We start from the raw sequence: 25,859 nt of genomic DNA on the forward strand, positions 1-25,859 counted from the left end.
TTCGCCTCCATCTGAATTAATAGAGGTGAATTATGTCTTTTAACATTGCATTGAGTGGTATTGCGGCTTCGCAAAAAGACCTGAATACCACGGCCAACAATATCGCCAACGTAGGTACAGTCGGCTTTAAAGAGTCCCGTGCTGAGTTTGCCGATGTGTATGCCAACTCCATCTTCTCCAACGCGGGGACAGCGGTGGGCGGCGGTGTCACCACGACTCAGGTGGCACAGCAGTTCCATCAGGGCAGCTTGCAGTTCACCAGCAATGCTTTGGATATGGCAATCAGTGGCGGTGGCTTCTTTATCACCTCTGCCGGTTCAGGTAACCAGGATTACTCTTACACCCGTGCCGGTGCCTTTAAGATTGATGCCAATAACTATCTGACCGATGCTGCCGGTAACTTCCTGCAGACGTTCCCGGTAGATAAGGACGGCAACTCTACCTCTGTGAGTTTGTCGACCACAAGTTCAGTACAGATCCCTGATACCGCGGGCAGCCCACAGAAAACTGAGCAGGTTGGCTTGCAGATGAACCTGAATGCCGGTGAACCTACCAAGGTGCTGGCTGACTTTGACCCTGATGATCCGGATACCTTTAACAACTCCACCTCGCTGACTTTCTACGATTCTCTGGGTGAGCCTCATGTATTGACCACCTACTTTATTCGCCCAGAAAACGCGGCATATACAGGTGAAAGCCATTGGGTATCGTTCCAGGCCGTGGACGGTGTGCCGGTAAATATGTCCGGTGCCGCCGGTAGTTACCAGACTGATACCAATGGTGATGGTACTCCGGATGCAACTGGTACCGCTGACGTGGGTGGCTGGACTGGCGCGGTATTGAGCTTTAACGATACCGGTACCTTTACCGGCTCAGATCCGGCTGTGATAACCACTGAAGAGTTGGGTATCAATGGTGCAGGAGCCCTGGGCGCAGGTGCTGATGGTACTCAGGCGTTGACCATTAACTTCAACGCTCCAACCCAATACGCATCGCCATTTGAAGTCACCGCTCTGACACAGGATGGTACCACTGTGGGCCGTCTGACCAATGTTGAAGTGGGCACAGATGGTTTGATTACTGCCTCTTACAGTAACGGTGCAACTGTACCGCTGGCCCGGGTGGCACTGGCGCGATTTGCCAACGAGCAGGGTCTGACTCAGGTGGGTAATACCTCCTGGAAAGAGAGTCTGGCATCCGGGCAGGCGCTGGCCGGTGAAGCTGCCAGTGGTACCTTTGGTGATATCCGTTCTTCGGCACTGGAGCAGTCCAACGTGGACCTGACCACAGAGCTGGTGGATTTGATTTCTGCCCAGCGTAACTTCCAGGCCAACTCGCGTACTCTGGAAGTGAACAACACCCTGCAACAGACCATACTGCAGATCCGATAATTTGTTACCTCTGTAAACGTAAACAGCCATTTGCCGCATTGCGGCAAATGGCTGCCGCTTATCTTTCTCTTTCGATTTTCCTCTCACAGTTTCAATCGCTTACCTCCCTTAAATCATTGGCACAAAGATTGCTCAACCCTGGGTTAAGTAAATTCTTTGACGGAGTGGCCAATGGACAAGTTTCTTTATGTCGCGATGACAGGCGCCAAGCAGAACATGCATTCGCTGGCGGTCAGGGCGAACAATCTTGCCAATGCCAATACCGATGGGTTCAAGGCTGATATAGAGCAGGCCCGTAGCATGCAGGCTTTCGGTGAGGGCTTACCGACCAGAGTCTTTGCCATGACGGAGAACCCGCTGGCTAACTTTGCTGACGGTTCTATCAAGAGCACTGGCCGGGACATGGACATCGCTATCGACGGTGATGGCTGGTTTGCGGTGCAGGCCGAAGACGGCGGTGAAGCTTATACCCGCTCTGGCAGTCTGAGTTTTGACGCCACAGGTTTGCTGCGCAATGACAGAGGGAACCCCGTTATGGGGGATGCCGGTCCGATTGTGCTGCCGCTGCCTATTGAGAAGGTTGAGATCTCCAAAGACGGCATTATTTCTGTGCGTCCCCAGGGGGCAACCGCCGAAGTCATTGAAGAGGTCGCCCAGATAAAGATGGTGAATCCGGGCAATGAAAACTTGATGCGGGGCCAGGACGGCCTGTTCCGTCAAATGAATGGTGAACCCGCCGCGGCCGACCCGACTGTCAGCATCTTAAGTGGTGCCGTAGAGGGCAGTAACGTAAATGCCGTACATGAAATGGTGGCCATGATCGACCTGCAAAGACAGTTTGAAATGCAGGTGAAGATGATGAAAACCGCTGAAGAAAATGACCGCGCTTCGGCCGGGTTGATGCGCATTGGTTAAGCAGGAGAAAGTATTATGCATCCCGCACTATGGATAAGTAAGACAGGCTTAGATGCCCAACAGACCGACATCTCGGTGATCTCCAACAATGTGGCCAACGCCAGCACTGTGGGTTACAAGAAAACCCGCGCCGTGTTTGAAGATCTCCTGTACCAAACTGTCAATCAGGCTGGTGGTGTCAGTGCAGCCAATACCAAACTGCCCAATGGTCTGAATATTGGCGCAGGTACCAAGGTGGTCGCCACCCAGAAGATGTTTACTCAGGGCAATATGCTGACCACAGACAACTCTCTGGATGTGATGATTGAAGGCCCGGGCTTTTTTGAAATCGGCCTGCCTGATGGAACGACCGCCTATACCCGTAACGGCCAGTTTACCCTGGATGACACAGGTCAGATTGTGACGCCGGGTGCTGGCTATGTGGTTCAGCCTCCGATCACTATTCCTGAAGATGCCATTGCCATTACGGTTTCTGCCGAAGGCGAAGTGTCGGTAAAGACACCGGGTAATGCTGAGAATCAGGTAGTGGGTCAGTTCAGCGTGTCTGACTTTATCAATCCATCCGGTCTGGACCCTATCGGCCAGAATATGTACCTGGAAACCGGTGCCAGCGGTGCGCCTATTCAGGGGACTGCTTCTCTGGATGGATTGGGTTCGATTCGACAGGGCGCGCTGGAAACCTCCAACGTGAATGTCACCGAAGAGTTGGTGAACCTGATTGAAAGCCAGCGCATTTATGAGATGAACTCCAAGGTTATCTCTGCGGTGGACCAGATGCTCAGCTATGTGAATCAGCAGCTGTAAGGCGGTAATTATGATTAGGCTCTCAGTTGTTGCCTGTACTTTGATGCTGACGGTGGGGTGTGCCAGCACCTCCCATAAGCCAATACCGGATGACCCTTACTATGCGCCTGTCTATCCGGACCAACCTGCGACCAAGGTGCAGGTGACGGGGTCCATTTATCAGGACAGTCAGGCCGCCAGCATGTACTCGGACATTCGCGCGCACAAAGTGGGCGACATTATTACCGTAGTATTGAGCGAATCTACCCAGGCCAGTAAAAGCGCCAACAATGACATCAGTAAAGGTTCAGACATCACGCTGGACCCCATTCAGGCGGGTGGCGGCAATGTCACCATTAAAGGTGTGCCGATTGATCTGGCCTACAAAGACAGCATGAATACCAGCCGTGAATCTGCCGCCGACCAGAGTAACAGCCTGTCGGGCAGTATCTCTGCCAACGTGATGCAGGTGTTGAGCAACGGCAATCTGGTGATCCGGGGCGAGAAGTGGATAACCATTAACAATGGTGAAGAGTTTATCCGTCTGACCGGGCTGGTACGTTCTCAGGATATCCGTCCAGATAACACCATAGAATCAACCCGGGTGGCCAATGCCCGTATTCAGTACAGCGGTTCCGGCACCTTTGCTGAAGCCCAGAAGGTGGGCTGGCTGAACCAGTTCTTCTTCAGTGACTGGTGGCCATTCTAAGGAGGCTCAGGATGAAATTTACCACTCTGATCGCTGCCGCCCTGATACTGCTTTCTTTGCCGGCGGACGCCCAGCGAATTAAAGATATCGCCAATATTCAGGGGGTGCGTTCGAACCAACTGATTGGTTACGGCCTGGTGGTGGGTTTGCCCGGAACCGGCGAGAAAACCCGGTATACCGAACAGACTTTCAAAACCATGCTGAAAAACTTCGGCATCAACTTGCCGGACAACTTCAGGCCCAAGGTGAAAAACGTGGCCGTGGTGGCAGTGAATGCCGATATGCCTGCCTTTATCAAGCCGGGCCAGACTTTGGATGTCACCGTGTCCAGCCTGGGTGAGGCCAAGAGCCTGCGTGGCGGCACCTTGCTGCAGACCTTTCTGAAAGGGGTTGATGGCAATGTGTATGCCATTGCCCAGGGCAGCATGGTAGTCAGTGGTTTCAGTGCTGAAGGTCAGGATGGCTCTCAGGTTATTCAGAACACACCGACTGTGGGTCGTATTCCCAATGGCGCGATTGTTGAGCGCAGCGTGCCCAATCCTTTTGCCAGTGGCGATTTTCTGACCTTTAACCTGCATAGAGCTGATTTCACCACCGCCAGAAATATGGCGACTGCAATCAACAGCTTACTGGGGCCTGAAATGGCCAGAGCGCTGGATGCTTCTTCTATTCAGGTGAATGCGCCAAGAGATGCTTCTCAGCGGGTGTCATTCCTGGCAACGCTGGAGAATATTCAGGTGGATCTGGCTGAAGAAGCCGCCAAGGTGATAGTGAATTCACGTACCGGCACCATAGTGGTTGGCGAGAACGTCAGATTGTTGCCAGCGGCGGTCACCCATGGTGGCATGACGGTGACTATTGCTGAATCACTCAATGTGTCTCAGGGGAATCCTCTGGGGGGCGGCGATACTGTGGTGACACCTGAAAGCACCATAGGTGTGGAAGAAGACAACCGCCGCATGTTCCTGTTTAACCCCGGAACCACGCTGGATGAGTTGGTCAGGGCAGTTAACCTGGTGGGCGCTGCGCCTTCCGATGTACTGGCAATTTTAGAAGCTTTGAAAGTGGCAGGCGCTTTGCATGGTGAGCTTATCATCATCTGATTTCCGGCACTGGCCATGGATAAGCTTTCAAATTCGGCACAATATCTTGACCTCGGTGCCCTGGATAATCTCAGGGCCCGGGCACAACAGGATGACAAGGCAGCCCTCAGGGAAGTGGCGCAGCAATTCGAAGGTATCTTCGTACAAATGCTGATGCAAAGCATGCGGGATGCCAACGAAGCCTTTAAATCAGACAGTCCTTTCAATACCCAATACACCCAGTTTTATGAGCAGATGCGTGACCAACAGATGTCGGTCGAGCTCGGCGCTCAGGGCGCACTCGGTCTGGCAGACCTTATGGTGCAGCAGTTGTCTCCGGTTGAGTCGGGCATTATGCCGGCCAGTGTGCTCAGAGGCGGCTTCAATGGTCCGGTTGTATCTCAGTCTGCTTCAACACTGGAGTCGTTACCGGCTCAATCACAAACACAGCTTAAGCCACTGAGCGAAAAGCTGGACGAAGTGATCAGTGGCAAATCTTTGCCGTCGCGGCAAGCCGGAGAGGAAGCGGTGCGCTTTGCCTCCCCTGAGGAGTTTGTCAACGCCCTGCATCCTTTGGCGCAACAGGCCGCCGATAAGCTGGGCACCGAGCCGGAAGTGTTATTGGCTCAGGCCGCTCTGGAGACTGGCTGGGGCCAGAAAATGGTGCGCCGTGGTGATGGCAGCCCCAGCAACAACCTATTCAATATCAAAGCTGACAAGCGCTGGGATGGTGAGCACGCCAGAGTGTCTACCCTGGAGTTTGAACAGGGAGTTGCTGTGCGTCAGCAGGCTGACTTCCGTGTTTACGACTCCCTGGCAAGCAGCTTTGAAGACTTTGTGAACTTTATCAGTAGCAGCGACAGGTACAGTGATGCCCGTGCTGTGGCCTCAGACCCCAATCAATTTATCAAAGCGCTGCAGCAGGCGGGTTATGCAACTGACCCGGATTATGCGGACAAAGTGATTGGTGTGATGGGCAGAGTAGTTGAACAAGTGGCGTCCGGTGTTGCCGGGATTACCGTTAACAAGGCGTCCGGAGGATAACTAGATGGGTGTAGATTTACTGAATATTGCCCGTACAGGGGTATTGGCGTCCCAGTCACAACTGGGTGTGACCAGTAACAATATCACTAACGTCAACACTGAAGGGTATCACCGCCAGGTTGCTCAGCAGTCTGCCCTGTTACCTCAGCAGATTGGTGGCAACTTTTATGGTACGGGTACCTATGTCAGTGATGTAAAGCGTATCTATAACGAGTTTGCATCCCGTGAACTGAGACTGGGCCAATCTACCCTGAGCCACGCCGAAACCAGTCATACCAAGTTGACCGAACTGGATGCCCTGTTTTCTCAGATAGGCAAAGCCGTGCCACAGGGACTGAATGACCTCTTCAGCGATTTGGGGAATCTGGTGGATCAGCCCGAAGACCTGGGGATCCGTGGCGGGGTGCTCAATTCTGCCGGTCAGCTGGCCAATGCCATTAATCAGATCCAGTCAGGACTGGATGGTCAGATGCAGTACACCAATGACCAGATAGAAGGTGTCACCAAGCGGATTAATGAAATTTCCTCTGAGTTGGCCAACCTTAACGGTGAACTGCTGAAGACCGGCGAAGGCAATATGCAGCTGCTGGATGAGCAGGACAGATTGCTTAAAGAGCTCAGCGGTTATGTTCAGATTAATGTTATTCCTCAGGAAGGTGGAGTTAAGAGTGTCATGCTGGGCGGCTCCGCCATGTTGGTGTCCGGTCAGGAGGTGATGACCGTCAGCCTGCAGGATGGTGACCCATTCCCACAGGAGCCTAAATTGGCTGTAGAGGTGGGCGGTAATCCGGTGGCCATTGATGGCACCAAGGTCGGTGGCGAACTCGGTGCTTTGTTCCAATATCGGGATGAAACCCTGTTGCCATCGATGCATGAGGTTGGTCAGCTGGCGCTGGGTGTTGCCGATGCATTCAATGAAATGCAGAAGCAGGGCCTGGATCTCAACGGTGAAGTTGGCAGCAACATCTTTAACGATATCAATGATCCTCTGGCCAGTTTCGGCAGGGTAGGTGCTGTGTCTGATAACGCAGGTACGGCCGCGCTGTCGGTAGAGATAACCGATACCGCTGCGCTTAATGGCACGCAATATGAGCTTAGCTTCACCGCGCCTTCAACCTATGAACTGAAAGATTCACGCACCGGTAATGTTCAGAATTTGACCCTGAGCGGAACCACATTGACCGGTGGTGATGGCTTTACCATCAATATCGATTCCGGTGCCCTGGCCGATGGTGATGAATTCATTATTCGTCCCACTGCCGGTGCTGCAACCGGCTTAAAAGTCGAAATGACCGACCCTAAAGGTATAGCGGCGGGCACAGGCGTCAGCGCCGATGAGAATAATGCCGGTGATGTGGAGGTACAGATCACCAGCATAGACAACCGCGGTGCGGCCAACTTCCCGGTGACCGGCAGTGAGCTGACCTTTGAAATCAACACCGCCACCAACCAATACCAGGTGTATGACAAAGATGGCAATGCGGTGGGTGGCCCCACGGCTTACACGCCACCTTCCATCAGTGCATTCGGCTTTACCTTCGACGTCACTGCCAATGGCACAAGTACTGAACGTTTTACCTTCGACTTATCAATCAAGCCAGGTGACAACAGTAATGCTCTGCAGATGGCCAAGTTGAATGAAGCCAAGTTGATGAATGGCGGTAAGTCCAGCTTTGCCGACGTGTATGAAACCACCAAGCAGAATGTGGGACACAAAACCAAGTCTGCTGAAGTAAGCATGGAAGCTGCGGAAGCCGTTTACCTGCAGGCACAGGCCAGGGTGCAAAGTACATCTGGCGTCAACCTCGACGAAGAAGCCGCCAATCTGATGCGCTTTCAACAGTCTTATCAGGCTGCAGCCAGGATCATGACGGTATCTCAACAGATTTTCGACAGTCTTATCACCTCGGCGCGGTAGGAGATTAGGTTATGCGTATTTCAACGACTCAAATGTTCAACCAGAACATTAACAGCATTCTGAAGCAGCAAAGTTCTGCCGCCGGAGTACTCGAGCAGCTTTCCAGCGGCAAAAAGGTGAATACATCTGCCGACGATCCTGTGGCGGCCAACGGCATAGATAACCTGAATCAGCAAAATGCGCTGGTGGATCAGTATATGCGCAACATTGACTATGCCACTCACAGACTGTCTTTGGCGGAAACCAAGTTGGGCGCGGCTGAAGAGATGTCCATGTCGATGCGGGATCAGATCCTCAATGCCGTCAACGGCAGCTTGAGTCAGTCAGAGCGGCAAATGATTGCCGATGAGATGCGCGACACCCTGGAAGAGCTGCTGAATCTTGCCAATACCAAGGATGAAACCGGCAATTATCTGTTTGCCGGTTACAAAACCGACACCCTGCCTTTTGAAACTGATGTAAACGGTGAATATCTGTATGCCGGAGACGACGGCAGGCGCGACGCTGCAGTGGCGAATGGCGTGGTGGTGGCAACCAATATTCCTGGTGACCAAGCCTTTGTTTTTCCTAATGCACTTGGTGATTATTCCGTCAATTATTTGGCTGGACAGACAGGTGAATTTGAAGTCAAAAGCGCCAAAATCACCAATCCGGCTACCCATGTGGAGCAGGACTATACCTTCAACTTTATCGATAACGGTGCGGGTGGCGTCAATCTGGAGGTCAGGGATCCCGGCAACGGCCTGGTGACCACTGTAAATAACTTCGATTCCGCTAATCCCGTGAGTTTCAATGGTATTGAGGTCAAGCTCAGCGGTACCCCGAAAGCCGGAGACAGCCTGACTTTGACGCCTGAGCCAGAGATCAATCTGCTGAATAATTTCGCCGACGCGATCGCGCTGCTGGAAACAGAAGACATTAATACTCCGGCCGGTAAAGCACAGTTGGCACAGCTTTTGAATAACACTGATAGCGGTCTTAACCAGATCAGTATTGCCAGAGGCGAGACTGGTAACAGTCTAAAGAGCTTTGACAGTTATGCCTCCAGGCACGAGGAAGAGAAGTTGGCCAATACCGGCGCTCTTTCTCTGCTGGAAGACCTGGATTACGCCTCGGCCATTACCGAGTTCGAAAAGCAGCAGTTGGCTTTGAATGCGGTGTCGAGTGTGTTTGGCAGAGTCAGTAATTTATCTCTGTTTGATTATCTCTAGAGATTTAGCTGACCAAGTGCAAAGCGAATTTAGTTTGAAGATTAGCCAAGCTCCAAGCCTTGGCGTTACAACTAGGAAGAGGAACTGAAAATGGCTATTACTGTTAATACAAACGTAACGTCCATGAAGGCTCAAAAGAATCTGAATATGTCCAGCAGCCACCTGTCAACGTCTATGGAGCGTCTGTCCAGTGGTCTGCGGATTAACAGTGCAAGAGACGATGCGGCAGGTCTGGCGATCTCCAACCGTCTGAACTCTCAGGTTCGTGGTCTGGAAGTGGGCATGCGTAACGCCAACGATGCTATCTCTATCGCACAGATTGCCGAAGGTGCGATGCAGGAGCAGACCAACATGCTGCAGCGTATGCGTGACCTGGCAATCCAGGCGGAGAACGGTGCAAACAGTACTGATGACTTGCAGGCACTGTTGGATGAGATTAATCAGCTGAAGTCAGAGATTACTGCTATTGGTAACAGTACTGCCTTCGGTAATACCAAGCTGATGACAGGTGGTTTCTCAGCAGGCAAGCTGTTCCAGGTGGGTCACCAGGATGGCGAGGATGTAACTATCTCTGTGAACACCAATAACGCCAGCAGCTTGTCAGTTAACGCCATTACGGTAATGACATCTGCCGGACGTGACTCTGCTATTGGTCGTATTGATGATGCGATCAACAGAATTGATACCCAGCGCGCGAAGTTGGGTGCGGTGCAAAACCGTCTGTCCCACAACATCAGTAACAGTGCCAACACTCAGGCCAACGTTGCCGATGCGAAAAGCCGGATTGTGGATGTCGACTTTGCTAAAGAAACATCCACCATGACCAAGAATCAGGTACTGCAACAGACAGGTTCGGCCATGTTGGCTCAGGCAAACCAGTTGCCACAGATCGCCCTGTCTTTGCTGGGATAAATTGGTAAATAAAAAGATTTGCACCGATGAAATTGAATTTCTTTGGTGCGTTTTTTGTTTTTAAATCATAATGTTAGTTATGGATATTCCGTTAGGGGTAAATTTTTAAAAAAAGGCTAAAGTTCATCCAATTGGTGCCGTTAAAGTGACTGTAACGAGAAAGACCCGCCTGGCTTGACATGAAAGACAGGCATGTTTCCAAGCCAGGTTATTCAAGAGGATAGGATTATGGCGATTACAGTTAACACGAACGTGACCTCACTGAAGGCGCAAAAGAACCTGACCATGTCAAACAACCATCTGGCTACGTCCATGGAGCGTTTGTCCAGTGGTCTGCGGATTAACAGTGCCAAGGATGATGCCGCCGGTCTGTCGATCTCCAACCGACTCAACAGTCAGGTACGTGGCCTTGAAGTGGGTATGCGTAATGCGAATGACGCTATCTCCATTGCACAGATTTCTGAAGGTGCGATGCAGGAGCAAACCAACATGCTGCAACGTATGCGTGACTTGGCCGTTCAGTCGGAAAACGGTGCCAACAGCACTGCTGACTTACAGGCCCTGCAGGATGAGATTACTCAGCTGGCCACAGAGATCACTGCAATTGGTGACACGACTGCTTTCGGTAACACCAAGCTGCTGGATGGCGATTTTTCTGCCGGTAAGCTGTTCCAGGTAGGCCACCAGGACGGAGAAGACGTTGCTATCTCTGTAGGTGAAAGTAACGCTGGCTCATTATCAGTCAATGCCCTGACAGTAACTACCTCTGCGGGTCGTGACTCTGCAATTGGCAGGATTGATGCGGCGATTAACTCTATCGATACCCAGCGCGCAAAACTGGGTGCGATTCAGAACCGTCTGAGCCACAACATCAGTAACAGTGCCAATACTCAGGCCAACGTTGCAGATGCCAAGAGCCGTATTGTAGATGTGGATTTCGCGAAAGAAACCTCCACCATGACCAAGAATCAGGTGCTGCAACAGACTGGTTCGGCCATGTTGGCTCAGGCTAATCAGCTGCCACAGATTGCGCTCTCCCTCCTCTAAGTTTGAGGAAAGCACCGAAAATCTGAGGTTTGGAGGGAGATTCGGTGACGGATCTCCCTTCGTGCTTTGAAGTTAAAGCACATTGAGATAGCTAGTTGAGGTGAGAAATCGCTATGGATATTCAAACAGCAACGACATCAACTCTCGCTAAGCAGGATGCAAGTGGGATTCAGGTCAAACAGTCGCAGCAAATGCAGCCTGAACTGGACCCACGTGGCACGATCAATGCAGTGGAAGAAAGTGCCAAAAAAGAGAATGCGAAAGAGCAGCCCACCGAGAAGCAGCTTGAGGATTTGGCAACTAATATGTCAGATATGATGTCCATGATGCGTAAAGGCTTGGCCTTTCGGGTGGACGACAGTTCGGGCACCAGTGTGGTGAGTGTTTTGGATGTGGAGTCAGGGGAAGTTTTGCGTCAAATTCCCAGCGAAGAAGCGTTGGAGCTTGCGGCAAAACTGACTGAAGTCACAGGACTTTTGATGAAGACGGAGGCATAAAGCTTACGTCTTCCACTTTTCAGAGGTTGTTATGGGTCTGACGGCAACAGGTATAGGTTCAGGGTTAGATATTACCGGCATTGTGCAGGTATTGGTTGATGCGGAAAAGGTTCCAAAGGAAGCCATTTTCGACAAAACCGAACAAACCATTGAGTCCAAGGTGTCGGCGATTGGCACCCTGAAAAGTAAATTGTCCACCTTCCAGGACGCGCTTGAAAAGCTGAAAGATGGAGACAGTCTTAACCAAAGATCTGTGTCTACAGGTGACAGCAGTTTTTTCACTGCCGAAGCGACCAAATCAGCTCAGCCTGGCAGCTATAACATTATTGTTGAGCAATTGGCGCAGGCTAACAAAGTCGGTGGCACCAATGTAGCTGATGCCACTGCCGGAGTGGGTGAGGGCAGTCTTGACTTTACCGTCAATGGTGCAAGCTTCAGCGTGGATATCGCCAGTGGTGATGATTTGGCCGCCATTGCCTCCAAAGTCAACAGTGCCGCAGACAATGTAGGTATTACTGCCGCCGTGGTGAAAAGCGATGCCGGCAGCCGATTGGTGTTCAGCTCCCAGGAAACCGGCACTGACAGTGCTGTCAATGTGACGGCGACCGATACCACTGGAACTGGGCTTAACGATATGTTTGGCACTGGCAACCTGGAGACTATTCAGGACGCCAAAGACTCCATTATTTATATTGATGGCCAGAAACTCACTTCTCAGTCCAATGAGGTGGAGGGGGCGATTTCAGGCGTCTCTTTGACATTGACCGATGCAGACCTCAATGAAACCAGCACCCTGACCATTGCACAGGATAACGAAGCTGTGACAGCAAACGTCAATGCGTTTGTGACAGCTTACAACGACCTTATCAGTTCCATTGATAACCTCTCCTCCTACGACGCCGATAAGAAAGAGGCCGCTGCTTTGCAGGGCGACTCTATGATCCGCTCGCTGGAGTCTCAGCTCAGAAATACCATCAGTGAACGAGTCGATGATGGCAGCGGTTCAACTATCGCTCTTTATGATATCGGCATCTCGGTAGACAGATACGGCAAGATGTCGGTAGACAGCAGCAAGCTATCCGACGCTGTCGAAAACGATATGAGTAAGCTGGAAAGTCTGTTTTCCACTGAAACTGCCGGTTTGGCAAATCGATTGGATACCACGGTTGAAAGTTATGTCAAAGCCGGTGGCGTGATCGACAGCCGTAAAAACTCATACACGTCTGAACAGCAAAGGCTGGATGATCAGAGAGAAGCCTTTGCCAGAAAAATGGAACTGTTGGAAGCACGGCTACTTAAGCAGTTCAATGCTATGGATCTGGTGGTTGCTCAGCTTAACCAGCAGAGTGCCGGACTGGCGGACAGACTGAACTCTCTGCCCGGCGTAATCGGCTAAGGATGTGATGATGCAGGCGTTGGATGAATTGAATACTCAGCTGACTGAGTTGCTCGGCAAACTTACAGCTTTGCCGGCTGAAGATGAAAATGCTGACAACTTGGTATCAGATTTGCTTGCTTTAGTAGGCAAGCGTCAACTTTTACTCAATACCTTGTTGGCCGACGAGAGTTTTACAGACAAAGCCTATCTGCAGCAGCAATTGGCATTAACTGAAAGCTTTACCCGTCAGTCGACAGAGATGAGAGCCCATCGTCAGGCCCTGTTGCATCTCGGGAGTAAGAGCAAACGTCAGGTTAATGTTTACAAAGCGATAGATGCAAATAGGTAGGTGAGTTATGAGAGGATCGCTGCAGTCATATCGAAAGGTTTCGCTGGAAAGTGAAATTGCCGTTGCATCGCCCCACAGGATTATTCAGATGATGTTCGCCGGGGCGCTGGAGAGACTGGCGCAAAGCCGTTATGCCATTGAACAGCAAGACTTTTCCAATAAAGGTATTTTGATTGGTAAAGCCGTGGGTATTATCAATGGATTGAATAACAGTCTGAATATGGATGAAGGTGGTGAGATTTCAGATAATCTCAGTGAGTTATATAGCTTTATGCTCCGCCGTATCTCCGAGGCTAATTTGAACAATGATGTTCAAGCCATCGACGATGTTATGGAAATCTTGCGTAACATCAAAGAAGGTTGGGATGCTATCCCTGAAGATCAGCACCATATGACTTCTCACAGTGAAGCTGTGTGACCAGGGATATCGACCAGTAAGGCGCATCAATGCGCCTTTTTGACGTTTGACGGTTATTTGACGTTATTGTCGCATTCGAAGGCTTGAATTGAACTATCATTAGGTTACCGAGCAATTAGAGTGCACAGAAACTTGCGTCCGGGGCATCGATATAAGAATATGCCCTTGGTAAAATACTCAGAACAGAAAGCTGTGCCCCACCAAAACAGGGTGTCTGAGCAACTAACATCAAGAATAAATGCCACAAACCCGATAACTGAGCTTTACGGCCTACTGAATGATGCAAACAGAACAACAAATCTTAATTGTCTCAAAGCCGTCAGAGCGGTTAACCCGCCTGAACTGTATCTTTGAGTTTTTGGGCGAGCAGGTTGAACACCTGTCCATGGATGAACTTTCAGCCAAGCTGGATGCGACTCGTTTTCGGGCCCTTATCATCTCTTTGGATAATGTTTCCTTTGATGATGCGAAGTCCATCTCGGCAAAATTTCCCTGGCAACCTATGTTGCTGCTGGGCTCAGTAGACGGTGCACTTGCCGGTAACATGCTGGGTACCATTGAAGAACCTTTTAATTATCCCCAGCTCACTGAGCTCCTCCATTTCTGCCAGGTTTTCGGCCAGGCCAAGCGCCTTGAAGTGCCTACCAGTGGTAACCAAACCAAGCTGTTCCGTAGCCTGGTTGGTCGAAGCGAAGGCATTGCCCGGGTTCGTCATCTGATTAATCAGGTTGCTGGCTCGGATGCTACAGTGCTGGTGCTGGGACAGTCAGGTACAGGTAAAGAGGTGGTTGCCCGTAATATCCACTACCTGTCTACGCGACGTGATGGCCCCTTTATTCCGGTGAACTGTGGTGCTATTCCGCCTGAGCTGCTGGAAAGTGAACTGTTCGGTCATGAAAAGGGCTCTTTTACCGGGGCTATCAGCTCCCGAAAAGGCCGTTTTGAACTGGCTGAGGGCGGTACCCTGTTCCTCGATGAAATTGGTGATATGCCGCTGCAGATGCAGGTTAAGTTGCTGCGAGTGTTGCAGGAGCGGGTATATGAGCGGGTCGGTGGCACCAGGACATTGAAAGCGGATGTACGGGTAGTCGCTGCGACTCACAGAGATCTTGAAAAGATGATCGAGGGGAATGAGTTCCGTGAGGACCTCTTCTATCGTCTGAATGTGTTCCCGGTAGAGATGCCATCACTGAGCGAGCGTGCGGAGGATATTCCGCTGTTGCTGCAGGAGTTGGTCAGCCGGGTATATAACGAAGGCCGTGGTAAGGTTCGTTTTACCCAGCGTGCCATTGATTCCCTGAAAGAGCACAGCTGGACGGGTAACGTCCGTGAGCTTTCCAACCTGGTTGAACGCCTGACCATCCTGTATCCGGGTGGCCTGGTCGATGTAAATGACCTGCCGGTGAAATATCGTCATATCGATGTGCCTGAATACTGTGTTGAAGTCAGTGAAGAGCAGATGGAGCGTGATGCGCTGGCGTCTATTTTCAATGACGAAGAGCCGGTAGAAATTCCCGATTCCCGCTTCCCCAGTGAGCTGCCTCCTGAAGGGGTTAACCTTAAAGATCTGTTGGCCGAACTTGAAATCGATATGATACGCCAGGCGCTGGAGCAGCAGGACAATGTGGTTGCCCGGGCTGCTGAAATGCTGGGTATTCGCCGTACGACTCTGGTCGAGAAGATGCGTAAATACGGTATGGGTAAAGATTAAAGTCCATAAATAACATTGGCTTAAAAGTAAGTCTTTTGTTGGCATAGTGAATGCATAAACCCCGTCAGAAACGTTTTTTTGACGGGGTTTTTTATGTCAGCGAACTCTTTGGCTTCGTTTACTACCATAGAGCACACGGGAAAGCAGTGGATCCCCATGCAGGAGGCGGCCAATATGTCGTCCCGCATGGAGCATATTCTGCAGGCCATGCCTTCAGGAGTGATCCTGCTGAATGGTGACGGTGTTGTGTATGAGGCCAACCCGGTTGCGGTGGAGCTTCTGGGGGAACCCCTGGAAGGAGAGCGCTGGCTGAATATCATCAAGCGATCTTTTGCGCCTCAAGATGATGATGGTCATGAGGTATCGCTGCGAAATGGTCGTCGGGTCAAACTGGCGATGACACCTCTGGACCCAGAGCCTGGTCAGCTGATTGTATTAACTGATCTGACTGAAACCCGCCTGCTGCAAAAAAACCTGTCTCACCTTCAGCGGTTGTCAGCGCTGGGCAAAATGGTTGCCACGCTGGCGCATCAAATCCGTACTCCTTTATCTGCCGCACTTCTGTATGCCTCCAATCTTGGTAGTGCCACGTTGCAGCCCGACTCCAGAAACCGCTTCCAGCAAAAGCTGGTGGACAGGCTCAATGATCTTGAGCGTCAGGTAAACGACATGCTGCTGATGGCTAAAGGTCGCCAGGATGGGATGGCGGAAAGCCTGCAATTGCAGACGGTACTGCATGCTGTGATGGCCAACTGTGAGCCCATCGCCAAACGTCAGTCTGCAGTCATTAGCCGTGATGAACGCAGTGAGGGTATGGTCCTTGGCAACAGCAATGCCCTTGCCAGTGCCATTGGCAATCTGGTGATGAACAGTCTGGAAGCGGGGGCGTCACAGGTTGCCCTGGTCACCCGGGAGCAAGGTGGCAGTCTTATCTTGCAGGTGATAGACAACGGCAAGGGATTGGATACCAAGTTGCAGCAACAGGTATTGGAACCTTTCTTTACCACTAAGGCACAGGGAACCGGACTTGGGCTGGCCGTGGTGCAATCGGTTATCCGCAATCACGGTGGCCAGCTACAGCTGAGTTGCCAGCCCGGCAAAGGTTGCATAGCCACAGTGACTCTGCCTTTGTGTCAGCACAGTCAGGCAGCTGAAAAACAACCGGAGGTAATCTGATGGTACAGGCAAAAATACTGCTGGTTGAAGACGACCACTCATTGCGTGAAGCGCTGCAAGATACGCTGATGCTGGGACAGTATGAATGTATTACCTGCTGTGACGGTGAAGAGGCCATTATTGCGCTCAAATCCAATACTGTAGATATGGTGATTACTGATGTTCAGATGCCTGGGGTAGATGGCATGGGGCTGCTGAATTTTCTGCAGCAGAATTATCCTAAGATCCCTGTGTTGCTGATGACGGCGTATGCCACGGTTAATAATGCGGTCAATGCGATTAAGCTGGGGGCCGTGGATTACCTGGCCAAGCCATTTGCGCCGGAGGTACTGCTCAATCAGGTTAGTCGTTATCTGCCGCCAAAAGCGCCGGGCAATGACCCTGTGGTTGCCGATGAACGCAGTCATGCGCTGCTGGCGCTGGCTCAGCGTGTTGCGACTTCCGATGCCTCTGTGATGATTACTGGCCCAAGCGGCAGTGGTAAAGAGGTGATGGCTCAGTATATCCACAGACACAGCAACCGACAGGATGAACCCTTTGTCGCTATCAACTGTGCGGCCATTCCTGAGAATATGTTGGAAGCCACTTTGTTCGGCTATGAGAAGGGCGCCTTTACCGGTGCCTATCAGGCCTGTCCCGGTAAGTTTGAGCAAGCTCAGGGCGGCACTTTGTTGCTGGACGAGATCTCCGAGATGGATTTGGGACTGCAGGCCAAGTTACTGCGGGTGCTGCAGGAGCGGGAAGTGGAAAGACTGGGTGGTCGCAAGACTATCAAGTTGAATGTCAGAGTACTGGCCACATCCAACCGGGACCTCAAGCAGATGGCTGCTGAAGGCGGGTTCCGCGAAGACCTTTATTACCGAATCAACGTGTTCCCGCTGGCCTGGCCTGCATTGTGTGAGCGTCCAAAGGATATTCTGCCTTTGGCTGAGCATCTGCTGGGACGTCACAGTCAGCAACAGGGAATGACTCATACGCCAATACTGGATGATGACGCCAGACATAAGTTGCTTGCCCATCGCTGGCCGGGGAATGTGCGGGAGCTGGATAACGTGATGCAAAGAGCATTGATCCTGGCTCAGGGAGGCAGGGTGGTTGCCGACGACATTATTCTGGATCTGCAGGATGTGCCCATGGCTATGAGTGCGCCTGTTGAGCAACCTATTAGTCAGGACGCATCGGCAGATAGTCTTGGACGGGAACTGCAGGCGCAGGAGCATGTCATTATTCTGGAGACGCTGAGTCAGTGTAACGGCAGCCGTAAACAGGTGGCCGAGAAGCTGGGGATCAGTGCCAGAACCCTGAGATACAAGATGGCGAAAATGCGCGAATTGGGCATTGAACTGCCTGCCTAATATTTAACTCTTTCCTATTTATCAATATTTAAGCAGGCCAATTGGCCTGCTTTTTCAGTTTGGCAAACTAATTGCATTAACTCATATAAGGGATATTGACTCGTCAACAATTCGACGCCAGGAGTCCAGCATGCAGATTACAGACAACCCACTAATGATGGAAATGCAACGCCTCAGAGGAGAGGTTGCGCCTTCACAGGGGCTTGAAACTCAGGTTACCCAGCAGGTCAACAACACCAGTGGTGCCGATTTCAGTGCTTTGCTGTCTCAGGCTCTGGGGACAGTCACTGAGCTGCAGTCAAACTCTGCTCAGCTGGCTACCCGTTTAGAGATGGGGGACTCCAGAGTCACCCTGTCCGACACTGTGATTGCCAGAGAGAAGGCCAGCGTCGCTTTTGAAGCAACAGTGCAGGTTCGCAACAAGTTTGTTGAGGCCTACAAAGAAATTATGAGCATGCCGGTGTAATGCCAGGACAGGAGTGAGCTGTGAGTACTGAAATGGTTGTGGGCAGTGGAGATTCGGCAGACGCCGCCACTGCACAGGAAAACAAACCCGGCGTGGTTGCCAGTATGGGCGGAGTGGATGTGTTAAAGCAGATCACTATGATTCTCGCGCTGGCTATCTGCCTGGCTGTTGCCGTGTTCATTATGTTCTGGGCGCAGGAGCCTGAGTATCGTCCGCTGGGCAAGATGGATACCCAGCAGATGGTTGAGGTACTGGATGCCCTGGATAAGGCCAGAATCCCCTACGAAATTGACGTCGATGTTATCAAGGTACCGGAAGAGCAGTATCAGGAAGTCAAAATGCTGCTGTCCCGGGAAGGTGTTGATGCCATTGGTGCCGGTGAGCAGGACTATCTCAGCAAGGATTCAGGTTTTGGTGTCAGCCAGCGTATGGAACGTGCGCGTCTGAAAGCCAGCCAGGAGCAGAATCTGGCTCGTGCCATCGAAGAGCTCAACAGTATTAACCGTGCCAAAGTGATTCTGGCGCTGCCCAAGGAAAATGTATTCGCCCGTCACCGCAGTCAGCCAAGCGCGACTGTGGTACTGACTACTCGTCGTGCCGGCCTTGATCAGGGGGAAGTGGACGCGGTAGTGGATATTGTGGCGTCAGCGGTTGAAGGTTTGGACCCGACCCGGGTGACAGTAACAGACGCCAACGGCCGTTTGCTTAACTCCGGCAGCCAGACAGGTGTCTCTGCCCGTGCCAGACGCGAGCTTGAGTTGGTGCAGCAGAAGGAAGCTGAATACCGGGCCAAGGTTGAATCCATTCTGATCCCTATTCTGGGCCCTGAGAATTTTACATCTCAGGTTGATGTGAATCTTGATTTCACTGCCGTGGAAGAGACTGCACAACGTTATAACCCGGATCTGCCTGCTCTGCGCAGTGAGATGACGGTTGAAAACAACTCCAACGGTCAAACCATTGGCGGCATTCCCGGTGCATTGACCAATCAGCCCCCTATGGAAGCCAACATTCCACAGAATGCGGCAGATGCTGCGGCAGCCGGCTCAGAATCCAGTGGCAGTAGCCACAGAGAGGCAACCCGCAACTATGAGCTGGATACGGTTATCAGTCATACCCGTCAGCAGGTGGGCAATGTTCGTCGTGTCAGTGTGTCGGTGGCTGTGGACTTCAAAGCTGGTGCTGCCGCTGAAAATGGCGAAGTGACACGGGTTCCCCGCACCGCCGAGGAGCTGGCCAATATCCGCCGCTTAATCGAGGGAGCTATTGGTTTCAGCACCCAAAGAGGCGATGCCATCGAAGTGGTAACAGTGCCCTTTATGGACCAATTGGTGGAGTCTGGCCCGGCGCCGGAAATGTGGGAGCAGCCCTGGTTCTGGCGAGCAGTTAAACTGGTATTGGGGGCGCTGGTTATTCTGGTGCTGATCCTGGCTGTGGTAAGGCCTATGCTTAAGCGTCTGATCTACCCCGATGCGGACAATATGCCTGATGAACCGGGACTGGGTAATGAGCTGGCAGAAATTGAAGATCAATATGCTGCTGATACCCTGGGTATGCTCAAGCCTCATGACTCTGAATACTCCTATGCAGAAGATGGCTCCATTACCATTCCTGATCTGCACAAGGATGACGACATGATTAAAGCAATTCGGGCTCTGGTAGCCAATGAGCCGGAATTGTCGACCCAGGTGATTAAGAACTGGTTGGCAACAAATGAATGATAAAGTGAAAGAAAAAGGCGGTGAGGGCGGAGCCTTCAACGTTGAAGAACTCTCTGGCATTGAGAAAACGGCAATTTTGCTGCTTAGCCTGAGCGAATCCGACGCTGCATCCATTATGAAGCACCTTGAGCCGAAAGAGGTTCAGATGGTGGGTAAGAATATGGCGGCAATGCGGGACTTTGGTCAGGAAAAGGTGATTGCCGTTCACAAGCTGTTTCTGGACGATATTCAGAAATACTCCTCCATTGGTTTCAACAGTGAAGAGTTTGTGCGTAAAGCACTGACTGCTGCACTGGGTGAGGATAAAGCCGGCAATCTGATTGAACAGATTGTGATGGGCAGCGGCGCCAAAGGTCTGGAGTCACTCAAATGGATGGACCCACGTCAGGTGGCGACCATTATTGCCAACGAACACCCGCAGATCCAAACCATTGTATTGTCCTATCTCGAACCGGATCAGGCCGCTGAGATCTTCTCTCAGTTCCCTGAAAATACCCGTCTTGACCTGCTGATGCGCATCGCCAACCTGGAAGAGGTTCAGCCAGCGGCTTTGCAGGAATTGAACGACATTATGGAGAAGCAGTTTGCCGGTCAGGGCGGTGCTCAGGCCGCCAAGATGGGTGGCCTGAAAGCGGCGGCCAACATTATGAACTTCCTGGATACCGCGGTGGAGTCTCAGATTATGGAGACTATGCGCGAAGCAGACGAAGAGATGGCACAGCAGATTCAGGATCTGATGTTCGTGTTCGACAACCTGATCGATGTCGACGACAGAGGTATTCAGGCCTTGCTGCGTGAAGTTCAACAGGAAGTGCTGATGAGAGCGCTTAAAGGTGCCGAGGAAGGACTCAAGGAAAAGATTCTGGGCAATATGTCCAAGCGTGCGGCAGATATGCTGCGTGACGACCTTGAAGCCATGGGCCCAATCCGTATCAGCGAAGTGGAACTGGCTCAGAAAGAGATCCTCGGTGTTGCCCGTCGATTGGCTGATGCCGGTGAAATCATGCTAGGCGGCGGTGGTGGCGATGAGTTCCTCTGATACTGACACCAAGGTTGTAACAGCTCGCAAGCCCTATTTGAGCGGCGATGATACCCGGGTGTTTGAAGCCTGGGATTTGCCCAATGTCGGCATGTCAGATACTGCTCCGAAGTCGGATGCTTTTGGCTACAAAGAGCGCCTTGGCCGACCTGATGAGGAAGAGCCCGAGAACATGATGCCGCCCACCATGGCGGAGCTGGAGCAAATTCGGGCTGAGGCTGAGCAGGAGGGCTTTGCCGAAGGAAAGGAGAAGGGCTACCGCGAAGGCCTGGAGCAGGGTCATACCCAGGGGCATGAACAGGGCATGGCAGAGGGGTTGGAGCAGGGGCGTCAACAGGGATTCGATGAAGGGATGCAGCGCAGCACAGAGGTGCTGGCCAAACTCGAGTCCGCCATGGCTAAGCTGCAGGCTCCTTTGGCGTTACTGGATACCGAAGTGGAAATGGAGCTGGTGAAGTTTTCCATGATGTTGGCACAGTCTGTGGTGATGGCAGAGTTGAAAACGCATCCAGAGCATGTGCTCACTGCCTTGCGTCAGGGCGTTGATGCCCTGCCCATTAAGCAGCAACAGGTGAGTATCAGAGTTCATCCTGAAGATGCCCGACGGGTGGGCGAAGCTTACAGCCACAGCCAGTTGGAAAAACAGGGGTGGGAGATTGAATCAGACCCTACCTTGAGTGAAGGCGATTGCCTGGTGCAGACGCAACGTTCTCAGGTTGACCTGAGACTGTCTGAGCGACTCGCCAAAGTGCTGGCTATGCCGGATGAGCAGCTGGCTGAACTGCAGCGTGACTATGACAATCGCAGGCATGAACTCGAGGCATCCAATCAACTCAGCCAGCAATCCATCAATAAGGAACAGCCCATCGATGGCAATGCTGTTGACGTTGAGGGTGTTGCTGAAAGCTCTCTCACTGAGGAGCCTGTGCAGGAGCTTCAACCCGATGACACATCCCCTTTGAGCAGTGAGCACCAGCCGATTGCCGGCGACGAAGGTGAATCAAACACTGCAGAGCAGGCTGATAAGCAGGAGGCTGATGATGGACAGCAGCAAGAGCCAACTGCTGACTAATATCCGTAAGCAGCAACACAGTATTCCCCCTTATCGTCCGGTAGCCAGCGGTCAGCTGGTACGCGTGGTGGGGTTAACTCTGGAGGCTTGTGGTTGCCGCGCGCCTGTAGGCAGTCTGTGCGCCATTGAGACCATGGGTGGTGAGATGGTCGCCGAAGTCGTGGGCTTTGATGATGAACTGCTTTATCTGATGCCGGTGGATGAACTCCTGGGCGTACTGCCCGGAGCCAGAGTCACACCACTGGGGGAGAAAAGCCGTCTGCCGGTCGGATTGGCACTGCTTGGAAGAGTATTGGATGGCAGTGGTCAGCCTCTTGACGGGCTGGGGCCGCTTAAAACCAGCGAAACGGCACCGGCACATAGCCAACCTATCAATCCCCTGGCCCGCGAGGCTATCACTCAACCTTTGGATGTTGGGGTACGGGCAATCAATGCCATGTTGACCGTAGGTAAGGGCCAGCGTATGGGGCTGTTTGCCGGCTCGGGTGTGGGTAAAAGTGTGATGATGGGCATGATGACCCGTGGCACGGCTGCCGATATCGTGGTGGTTGGTCTGGTGGGGGAACGTGGCCGTGAGGTGAAAGAGTTTATTGATGAGATCCTGGGTGAGCAGGGGCGGGCAAGATCCGTTGTCGTTGCTGCACCGGCTGACAACTCGCCATTAATGCGTTTACGTGCCTGTGAAACGGCAACTCGTGTCGCTGAGTATTTCAGAGAACTGGGGTACAGCGTACTGCTATTGATGGATAGTCTTACCCGATATGCTCAGGCGCAGCGGGAAGTGGCTTTGGCAGTGGGTGAGCCGCCTGCAACCAAAGGATATCCGCCATCAGTATTTGCCCGTTTGCCCCGCCTGGTTGAGCGTGCAGGCAATGGCGCCCCGGGAGAGGGCTCAATTACCGCTTTCTATACGGTACTGACCGAAGGGGATGACCTGCAGGATCCTATTGCCGATGCCGCAAGGGCGATTCTGGATGGTCATATCGTGCTGTCCCGAACCCTGGCAGACGCCGGACATTATCCCGCGATTGATATTGAAGCTTCTATCAGCCGGGTCGCGCCCATGGTGATCTCACCTGAGCATCTTGATGCTATGCGTAAGGTGAAGCAAACCTATTCCCTTTATCAACAAAATCGCGACCTTATTTCTATTGGTGCTTACAGTCAGGGCAGTGATCCCAGAGTGGATAACGCCATCAGGTTACAACCGGCGATGAATGCTTTTTTGCGTCAGACCATGAAGGAGACCGTTTCGCTGGAAAGCAGTCAATTGATGATGACTCAAATGGCCGCCCAGTGTCAGGTCTAGCGTCGGTTGTAGTCAGGGAGAAGTTGAATGGCGAAAGATCCTTTGTTCACCGTGCTCTCTTTGGCCAAAGAGGCTGAAGATCAGGCTGCACTGCAGTTGCGGGCTGCCCGGGGCGAGCTGCAAAAGCGTCAGGCTCAACTGCAGGCATTGAACAGCTATCGTCTTGAGTATATGCAGCAGCTGAAAGATAAAGCCGGTGGCCATATCAGTGTGACTTTTTACCAGCAGTTTCATAAGTTCATCAAGCAGATTGATGATGCAATTGAGCAGCAGGTTAACTCGGTTGCCGAAGGCCAGGAGATGCAACAGCACAGGCAGCAAAACTGGCTGCAAAAACAGCAAAAGCGGAAAGCGGTAGAGCAGCTACTGGACAAAAAAGCCAAAGCTGCCGAGCAAAGGATGGTGAGACTGGAGCAGAAGCAAACCGATGAGTTCGCCATGCAACAGTTTCATCGGCGTCATCTGAGATAATGTCCGGTGCCAAACCTGTTCTTGACTCCTTCCAGTTCTAACTTCTTATCGATTTAACCACACTAACCTAAAGTTTTTGGCAAGGTATTTGCTTTATATATTCCAGTCTATTGTGACTGTCGGCGGAATGACACAGGGCCGACAGAATAGCGGAGGTTAATATGCAGCAGGTCAGTTCTATTCTTTTGGGTGGTAATAAAGCCCCTTCCGGCTCGAACAAAGAGAGCCAGGCGGAAGGCTTTTCAGAGATGTTTTCCGAGATCCAGAAGCAATATCAGGACGCCGAAACCCATGAGGCAGCCAAGACCCAGAAAGGCTCTGTAACCCTTGATGGAGCTGAAGAAGTCAGCACTGTGGACGAGTCTATGTTGGCGCAGCAGGGCGTGTCTGATGAGGAGACCCGTGCAGAGGAATCTGATGAAGAGTTGAAGCTGGCGGCTGAAGAACAGGTTGAGTCTGGGCTCACAGGCTCAGAAGATACTGAAGGTGATGCTATACCTGCTGCAGTGGATCTGCTGTTCGCGCAAATCGGCCTGGCCCAGAATTGGCAGACTAAGCCAGAGGGGGGCGTTGAGTTGCCGCCTGAGGGGGAAATAATTGTCCACCTCCAAAGCAATCCAGGCAAAGTCGAAGGGTTGGAGCAGCTGATGACTCTGCTGGGCAGTGATGAGGTTGACCCTGCTGAGATTGAAAAACTGCTTACTCAGCAGCCAGAGCTGAAAAGCCTGATTGGGGCGTTATTGTCCTCTGACCCGGAAACAAAAGCTAAAGTGGACGCAGTGTCCGCCCTGAACAAAGAGGGAGAGCTTGATCTGCAAGCCCTTTCCAAGCTGACCGATATTCCTGTCACCAGCCTGGCCAAAATGGATAAGGCTGAGTTGCAGGCTCTTATTTCAAAGCTGGATATGTTGCCGCCAAAGATACAGCAACAACTCACGGCTTTAATTGAAAATAATGTGCAGCCTATCAAGGCTGAAAACAGTGTTGGCAAGGGTGGAGAGCTGCAAATCAGTGGTCGTGAAGCGCAGACTCTTAATACCGCTGCACAGACTGCTGAATCGATAAAATCTGTGACTGGATTGAACGCCGCTACTTCTGTGGCAGTCTCGTCTCAGGCAGTGCCGTCCGCAAACAGTAAAGAGCTGTCGAAGCACAATCCTGATATCAAATTACTCACGCCTGAGCTGGTTGGCAAAGGTGAAAAGGTCAGCTTGTCCGATGCTGCAGTCCAACTGCAAAGGGCTGAATTGACGCTAACCGGCGGGGATGTGGAAGATGCCGCAGAAAGAGTCAATCAACTGACGCAGAACCAGGGGGCCACGACTCAAACTCACCGCAGTGAAGTTCCTCAATTCCAGCTTTCTGTGCGTCAGGGGCAGGAAGCTCAAGTGCAACAGCAGAATATGGTTCAAAAGTTTGCGCCTTTGATGCAGCAGCAACTGGTCAATATGGTGAGCAAAGGTATTGGGCAGGCAGAGATTCGACTGGACCCGCCTGAGCTGGGGCAGATGATGGTCAGGATCCAGGTCAATGGTGACCAAACTCAGGTGCAGTTCCAGGCTATGCAGCAGCAAACCCGGGATATGCTGGAACAGGCCATTCCCAGACTGAGAGAAATGCTGCAGTCACAGGGAATGGAGTTGGCAGACAGTCAGGTTTCATCCCAGGACAGTTCATCCGGTGGTCAGGGCGACGGTGAAGCCAACAGTGCTTCAGCCGGGAATAACCCGGATTCGGATGAAAATGCAGCAGACGTTCAGACAAGTACAATAAATCCGACCCGCACAGGAACCTCAGGTATAGATTATTACGCCTGAGTGAGTAACCTATACTGGAAGTCAGGAGTCGGAATATAAATGAAATTATTCCGGGACTTAGCGGGTAG

Annotated in this window: 24 protein-coding genes; all 24 read left to right on the forward strand. The window is 51.9% G+C overall.

The features are described from left to right. The first annotated feature begins 32 nt into the window (after positions 1 to 32). The 24 genes from flgE to L2725_RS04955 all read left to right on the forward strand — a co-directional run bounded on the left by flgE (position 33) and on the right by L2725_RS04955 (position 25,791). Positions 33 to 1,391, forward strand: coding sequence for a flagellar hook protein FlgE (gene flgE / locus L2725_RS04840; protein WP_248934659.1), 1,359 nt, complete (start codon positions 33 to 35; stop codon positions 1,389 to 1,391). A 171-nt stretch (positions 1,392 to 1,562) separates the two neighbouring features. Next, complete coding sequence (flgF, locus tag L2725_RS04845; protein WP_249247896.1) at positions 1,563 to 2,306, forward strand: flagellar basal-body rod protein FlgF; 744 nt, start codon at positions 1,563 to 1,565, stop codon at positions 2,304 to 2,306. Between the two features lie 15 nt (positions 2,307 to 2,321). Next, complete coding sequence (flgG, locus tag L2725_RS04850) at positions 2,322 to 3,110, forward strand: flagellar basal-body rod protein FlgG (RefSeq protein WP_115134963.1); 789 nt, start codon at positions 2,322 to 2,324, stop codon at positions 3,108 to 3,110. A 10-nt stretch (positions 3,111 to 3,120) separates the two neighbouring features. Beyond that, the gene (gene flgH / locus L2725_RS04855; RefSeq protein WP_249247899.1) at positions 3,121 to 3,798 is read left to right on the forward strand and encodes a flagellar basal body L-ring protein FlgH; all 678 of its coding nucleotides are present in this window, start codon (positions 3,121 to 3,123) and stop codon (positions 3,796 to 3,798) included. 11 nt (positions 3,799 to 3,809) lie between these two features. Beyond that, positions 3,810 to 4,901 carry a flagellar basal body P-ring protein FlgI gene (locus L2725_RS04860; protein ID WP_249247900.1) on the forward strand — a complete coding sequence of 364 codons (1,092 nt, stop codon included), beginning with the start codon at positions 3,810 to 3,812 and terminating at the stop codon, positions 4,899 to 4,901. Positions 4,902 to 4,916: 15 nt separating this feature from the next. Next, complete coding sequence (gene flgJ / locus L2725_RS04865; protein WP_249247901.1) at positions 4,917 to 5,924, forward strand: flagellar assembly peptidoglycan hydrolase FlgJ; 1,008 nt, start codon at positions 4,917 to 4,919, stop codon at positions 5,922 to 5,924. Positions 5,925 to 5,928: 4 nt separating this feature from the next. Beyond that, a complete protein-coding gene (flgK, locus tag L2725_RS04870; protein WP_249247902.1) occupies positions 5,929 to 7,842 on the forward strand; it encodes a flagellar hook-associated protein FlgK in 1,914 nt (637 codons plus the stop codon). Between the two features lie 11 nt (positions 7,843 to 7,853). Beyond that, a complete protein-coding gene (gene flgL, locus L2725_RS04875) occupies positions 7,854 to 9,053 on the forward strand; it encodes a flagellar hook-associated protein FlgL (protein ID WP_249247903.1) in 1,200 nt (399 codons plus the stop codon). Between the two features lie 90 nt (positions 9,054 to 9,143). After that, positions 9,144 to 9,965 (forward strand): flagellin N-terminal helical domain-containing protein, encoded by an 822-nt coding sequence (locus L2725_RS04880; protein WP_248934666.1) that lies wholly within the window; start codon positions 9,144 to 9,146, stop codon positions 9,963 to 9,965. Between the two features lie 228 nt (positions 9,966 to 10,193). Next, on the forward strand, positions 10,194 to 11,012 hold the full coding sequence (locus L2725_RS04885) for a flagellin N-terminal helical domain-containing protein (protein WP_249247904.1): 819 nt from the start codon (positions 10,194 to 10,196) through the stop codon (positions 11,010 to 11,012). Positions 11,013 to 11,125: 113 nt separating this feature from the next. Next, the gene (locus L2725_RS04890) at positions 11,126 to 11,509 is read left to right on the forward strand and encodes a flagellar protein FlaG (protein ID WP_249247905.1); all 384 of its coding nucleotides are present in this window, start codon (positions 11,126 to 11,128) and stop codon (positions 11,507 to 11,509) included. 31 nt (positions 11,510 to 11,540) lie between these two features. Next, a complete protein-coding gene (gene fliD, locus L2725_RS04895) occupies positions 11,541 to 12,905 on the forward strand; it encodes a flagellar filament capping protein FliD (protein WP_249247906.1) in 1,365 nt (454 codons plus the stop codon). 7 nt (positions 12,906 to 12,912) lie between these two features. After that, a complete protein-coding gene (locus L2725_RS04900; RefSeq protein ID WP_428985257.1) occupies positions 12,913 to 13,236 on the forward strand; it encodes a flagella biosynthesis chaperone for FliD, FliT in 324 nt (107 codons plus the stop codon). 7 nt (positions 13,237 to 13,243) lie between these two features. Then, positions 13,244 to 13,654, forward strand: a complete 411-nt coding sequence (gene fliS / locus L2725_RS04905; protein ID WP_249247907.1) for a flagellar export chaperone FliS — start codon at positions 13,244 to 13,246, stop codon at positions 13,652 to 13,654. A gap of 277 nt (positions 13,655 to 13,931) precedes the next feature. Then, the gene (locus tag L2725_RS04910) at positions 13,932 to 15,365 is read left to right on the forward strand and encodes a sigma-54 dependent transcriptional regulator (protein ID WP_249247908.1); all 1,434 of its coding nucleotides are present in this window, start codon (positions 13,932 to 13,934) and stop codon (positions 15,363 to 15,365) included. Positions 15,366 to 15,458: 93 nt separating this feature from the next. Further along, complete coding sequence (locus tag L2725_RS04915) at positions 15,459 to 16,541, forward strand: sensor histidine kinase (protein ID WP_249247909.1); 1,083 nt, start codon at positions 15,459 to 15,461, stop codon at positions 16,539 to 16,541. Further along, positions 16,541 to 17,896, forward strand: coding sequence for a sigma-54-dependent transcriptional regulator (locus L2725_RS04920; protein WP_249247910.1), 1,356 nt, complete (start codon positions 16,541 to 16,543; stop codon positions 17,894 to 17,896). Before L2725_RS04915 ends, L2725_RS04920 begins: the two co-directional genes overlap by 1 nt. Before the next feature lie 130 nt (positions 17,897 to 18,026). Further along, positions 18,027 to 18,362: a flagellar hook-basal body complex protein FliE gene (gene fliE, locus L2725_RS04925; RefSeq protein ID WP_248934675.1), complete on the forward strand. Its 336-nt coding sequence runs from the start codon at positions 18,027 to 18,029 to the stop codon at positions 18,360 to 18,362. A gap of 32 nt (positions 18,363 to 18,394) precedes the next feature. Continuing rightward, positions 18,395 to 20,083 carry a flagellar basal-body MS-ring/collar protein FliF gene (gene fliF / locus L2725_RS04930; RefSeq protein WP_249247997.1) on the forward strand — a complete coding sequence of 563 codons (1,689 nt, stop codon included), beginning with the start codon at positions 18,395 to 18,397 and terminating at the stop codon, positions 20,081 to 20,083. Further along, a complete protein-coding gene (gene fliG, locus L2725_RS04935; protein ID WP_249247912.1) occupies positions 20,076 to 21,122 on the forward strand; it encodes a flagellar motor switch protein FliG in 1,047 nt (348 codons plus the stop codon). The genes fliF and fliG overlap by 8 nt, the downstream gene beginning before the upstream one ends. Beyond that, positions 21,109 to 22,194, forward strand: coding sequence for a flagellar assembly protein FliH (gene fliH / locus L2725_RS04940; RefSeq protein WP_249247913.1), 1,086 nt, complete (start codon positions 21,109 to 21,111; stop codon positions 22,192 to 22,194). Before fliG ends, fliH begins: the two co-directional genes overlap by 14 nt. Continuing rightward, positions 22,163 to 23,503 (forward strand): flagellar protein export ATPase FliI, encoded by a 1,341-nt coding sequence (gene fliI / locus L2725_RS04945; RefSeq protein WP_249247914.1) that lies wholly within the window; start codon positions 22,163 to 22,165, stop codon positions 23,501 to 23,503. Before fliH ends, fliI begins: the two co-directional genes overlap by 32 nt. A gap of 27 nt (positions 23,504 to 23,530) precedes the next feature. Then, the gene (gene fliJ, locus L2725_RS04950) at positions 23,531 to 23,974 is read left to right on the forward strand and encodes a flagellar export protein FliJ (protein ID WP_249247915.1); all 444 of its coding nucleotides are present in this window, start codon (positions 23,531 to 23,533) and stop codon (positions 23,972 to 23,974) included. 161 nt (positions 23,975 to 24,135) lie between these two features. Continuing rightward, positions 24,136 to 25,791 carry a flagellar hook-length control protein FliK gene (locus tag L2725_RS04955; RefSeq protein ID WP_249247916.1) on the forward strand — a complete coding sequence of 552 codons (1,656 nt, stop codon included), beginning with the start codon at positions 24,136 to 24,138 and terminating at the stop codon, positions 25,789 to 25,791. Positions 25,792 to 25,859: the final 68 nt, after the last annotated feature.

The organism is Shewanella corallii, from assembly GCF_023349125.1.
Taxonomy (GTDB): Bacteria; Pseudomonadota; Gammaproteobacteria; order Enterobacterales; family Shewanellaceae; genus Shewanella; species Shewanella corallii.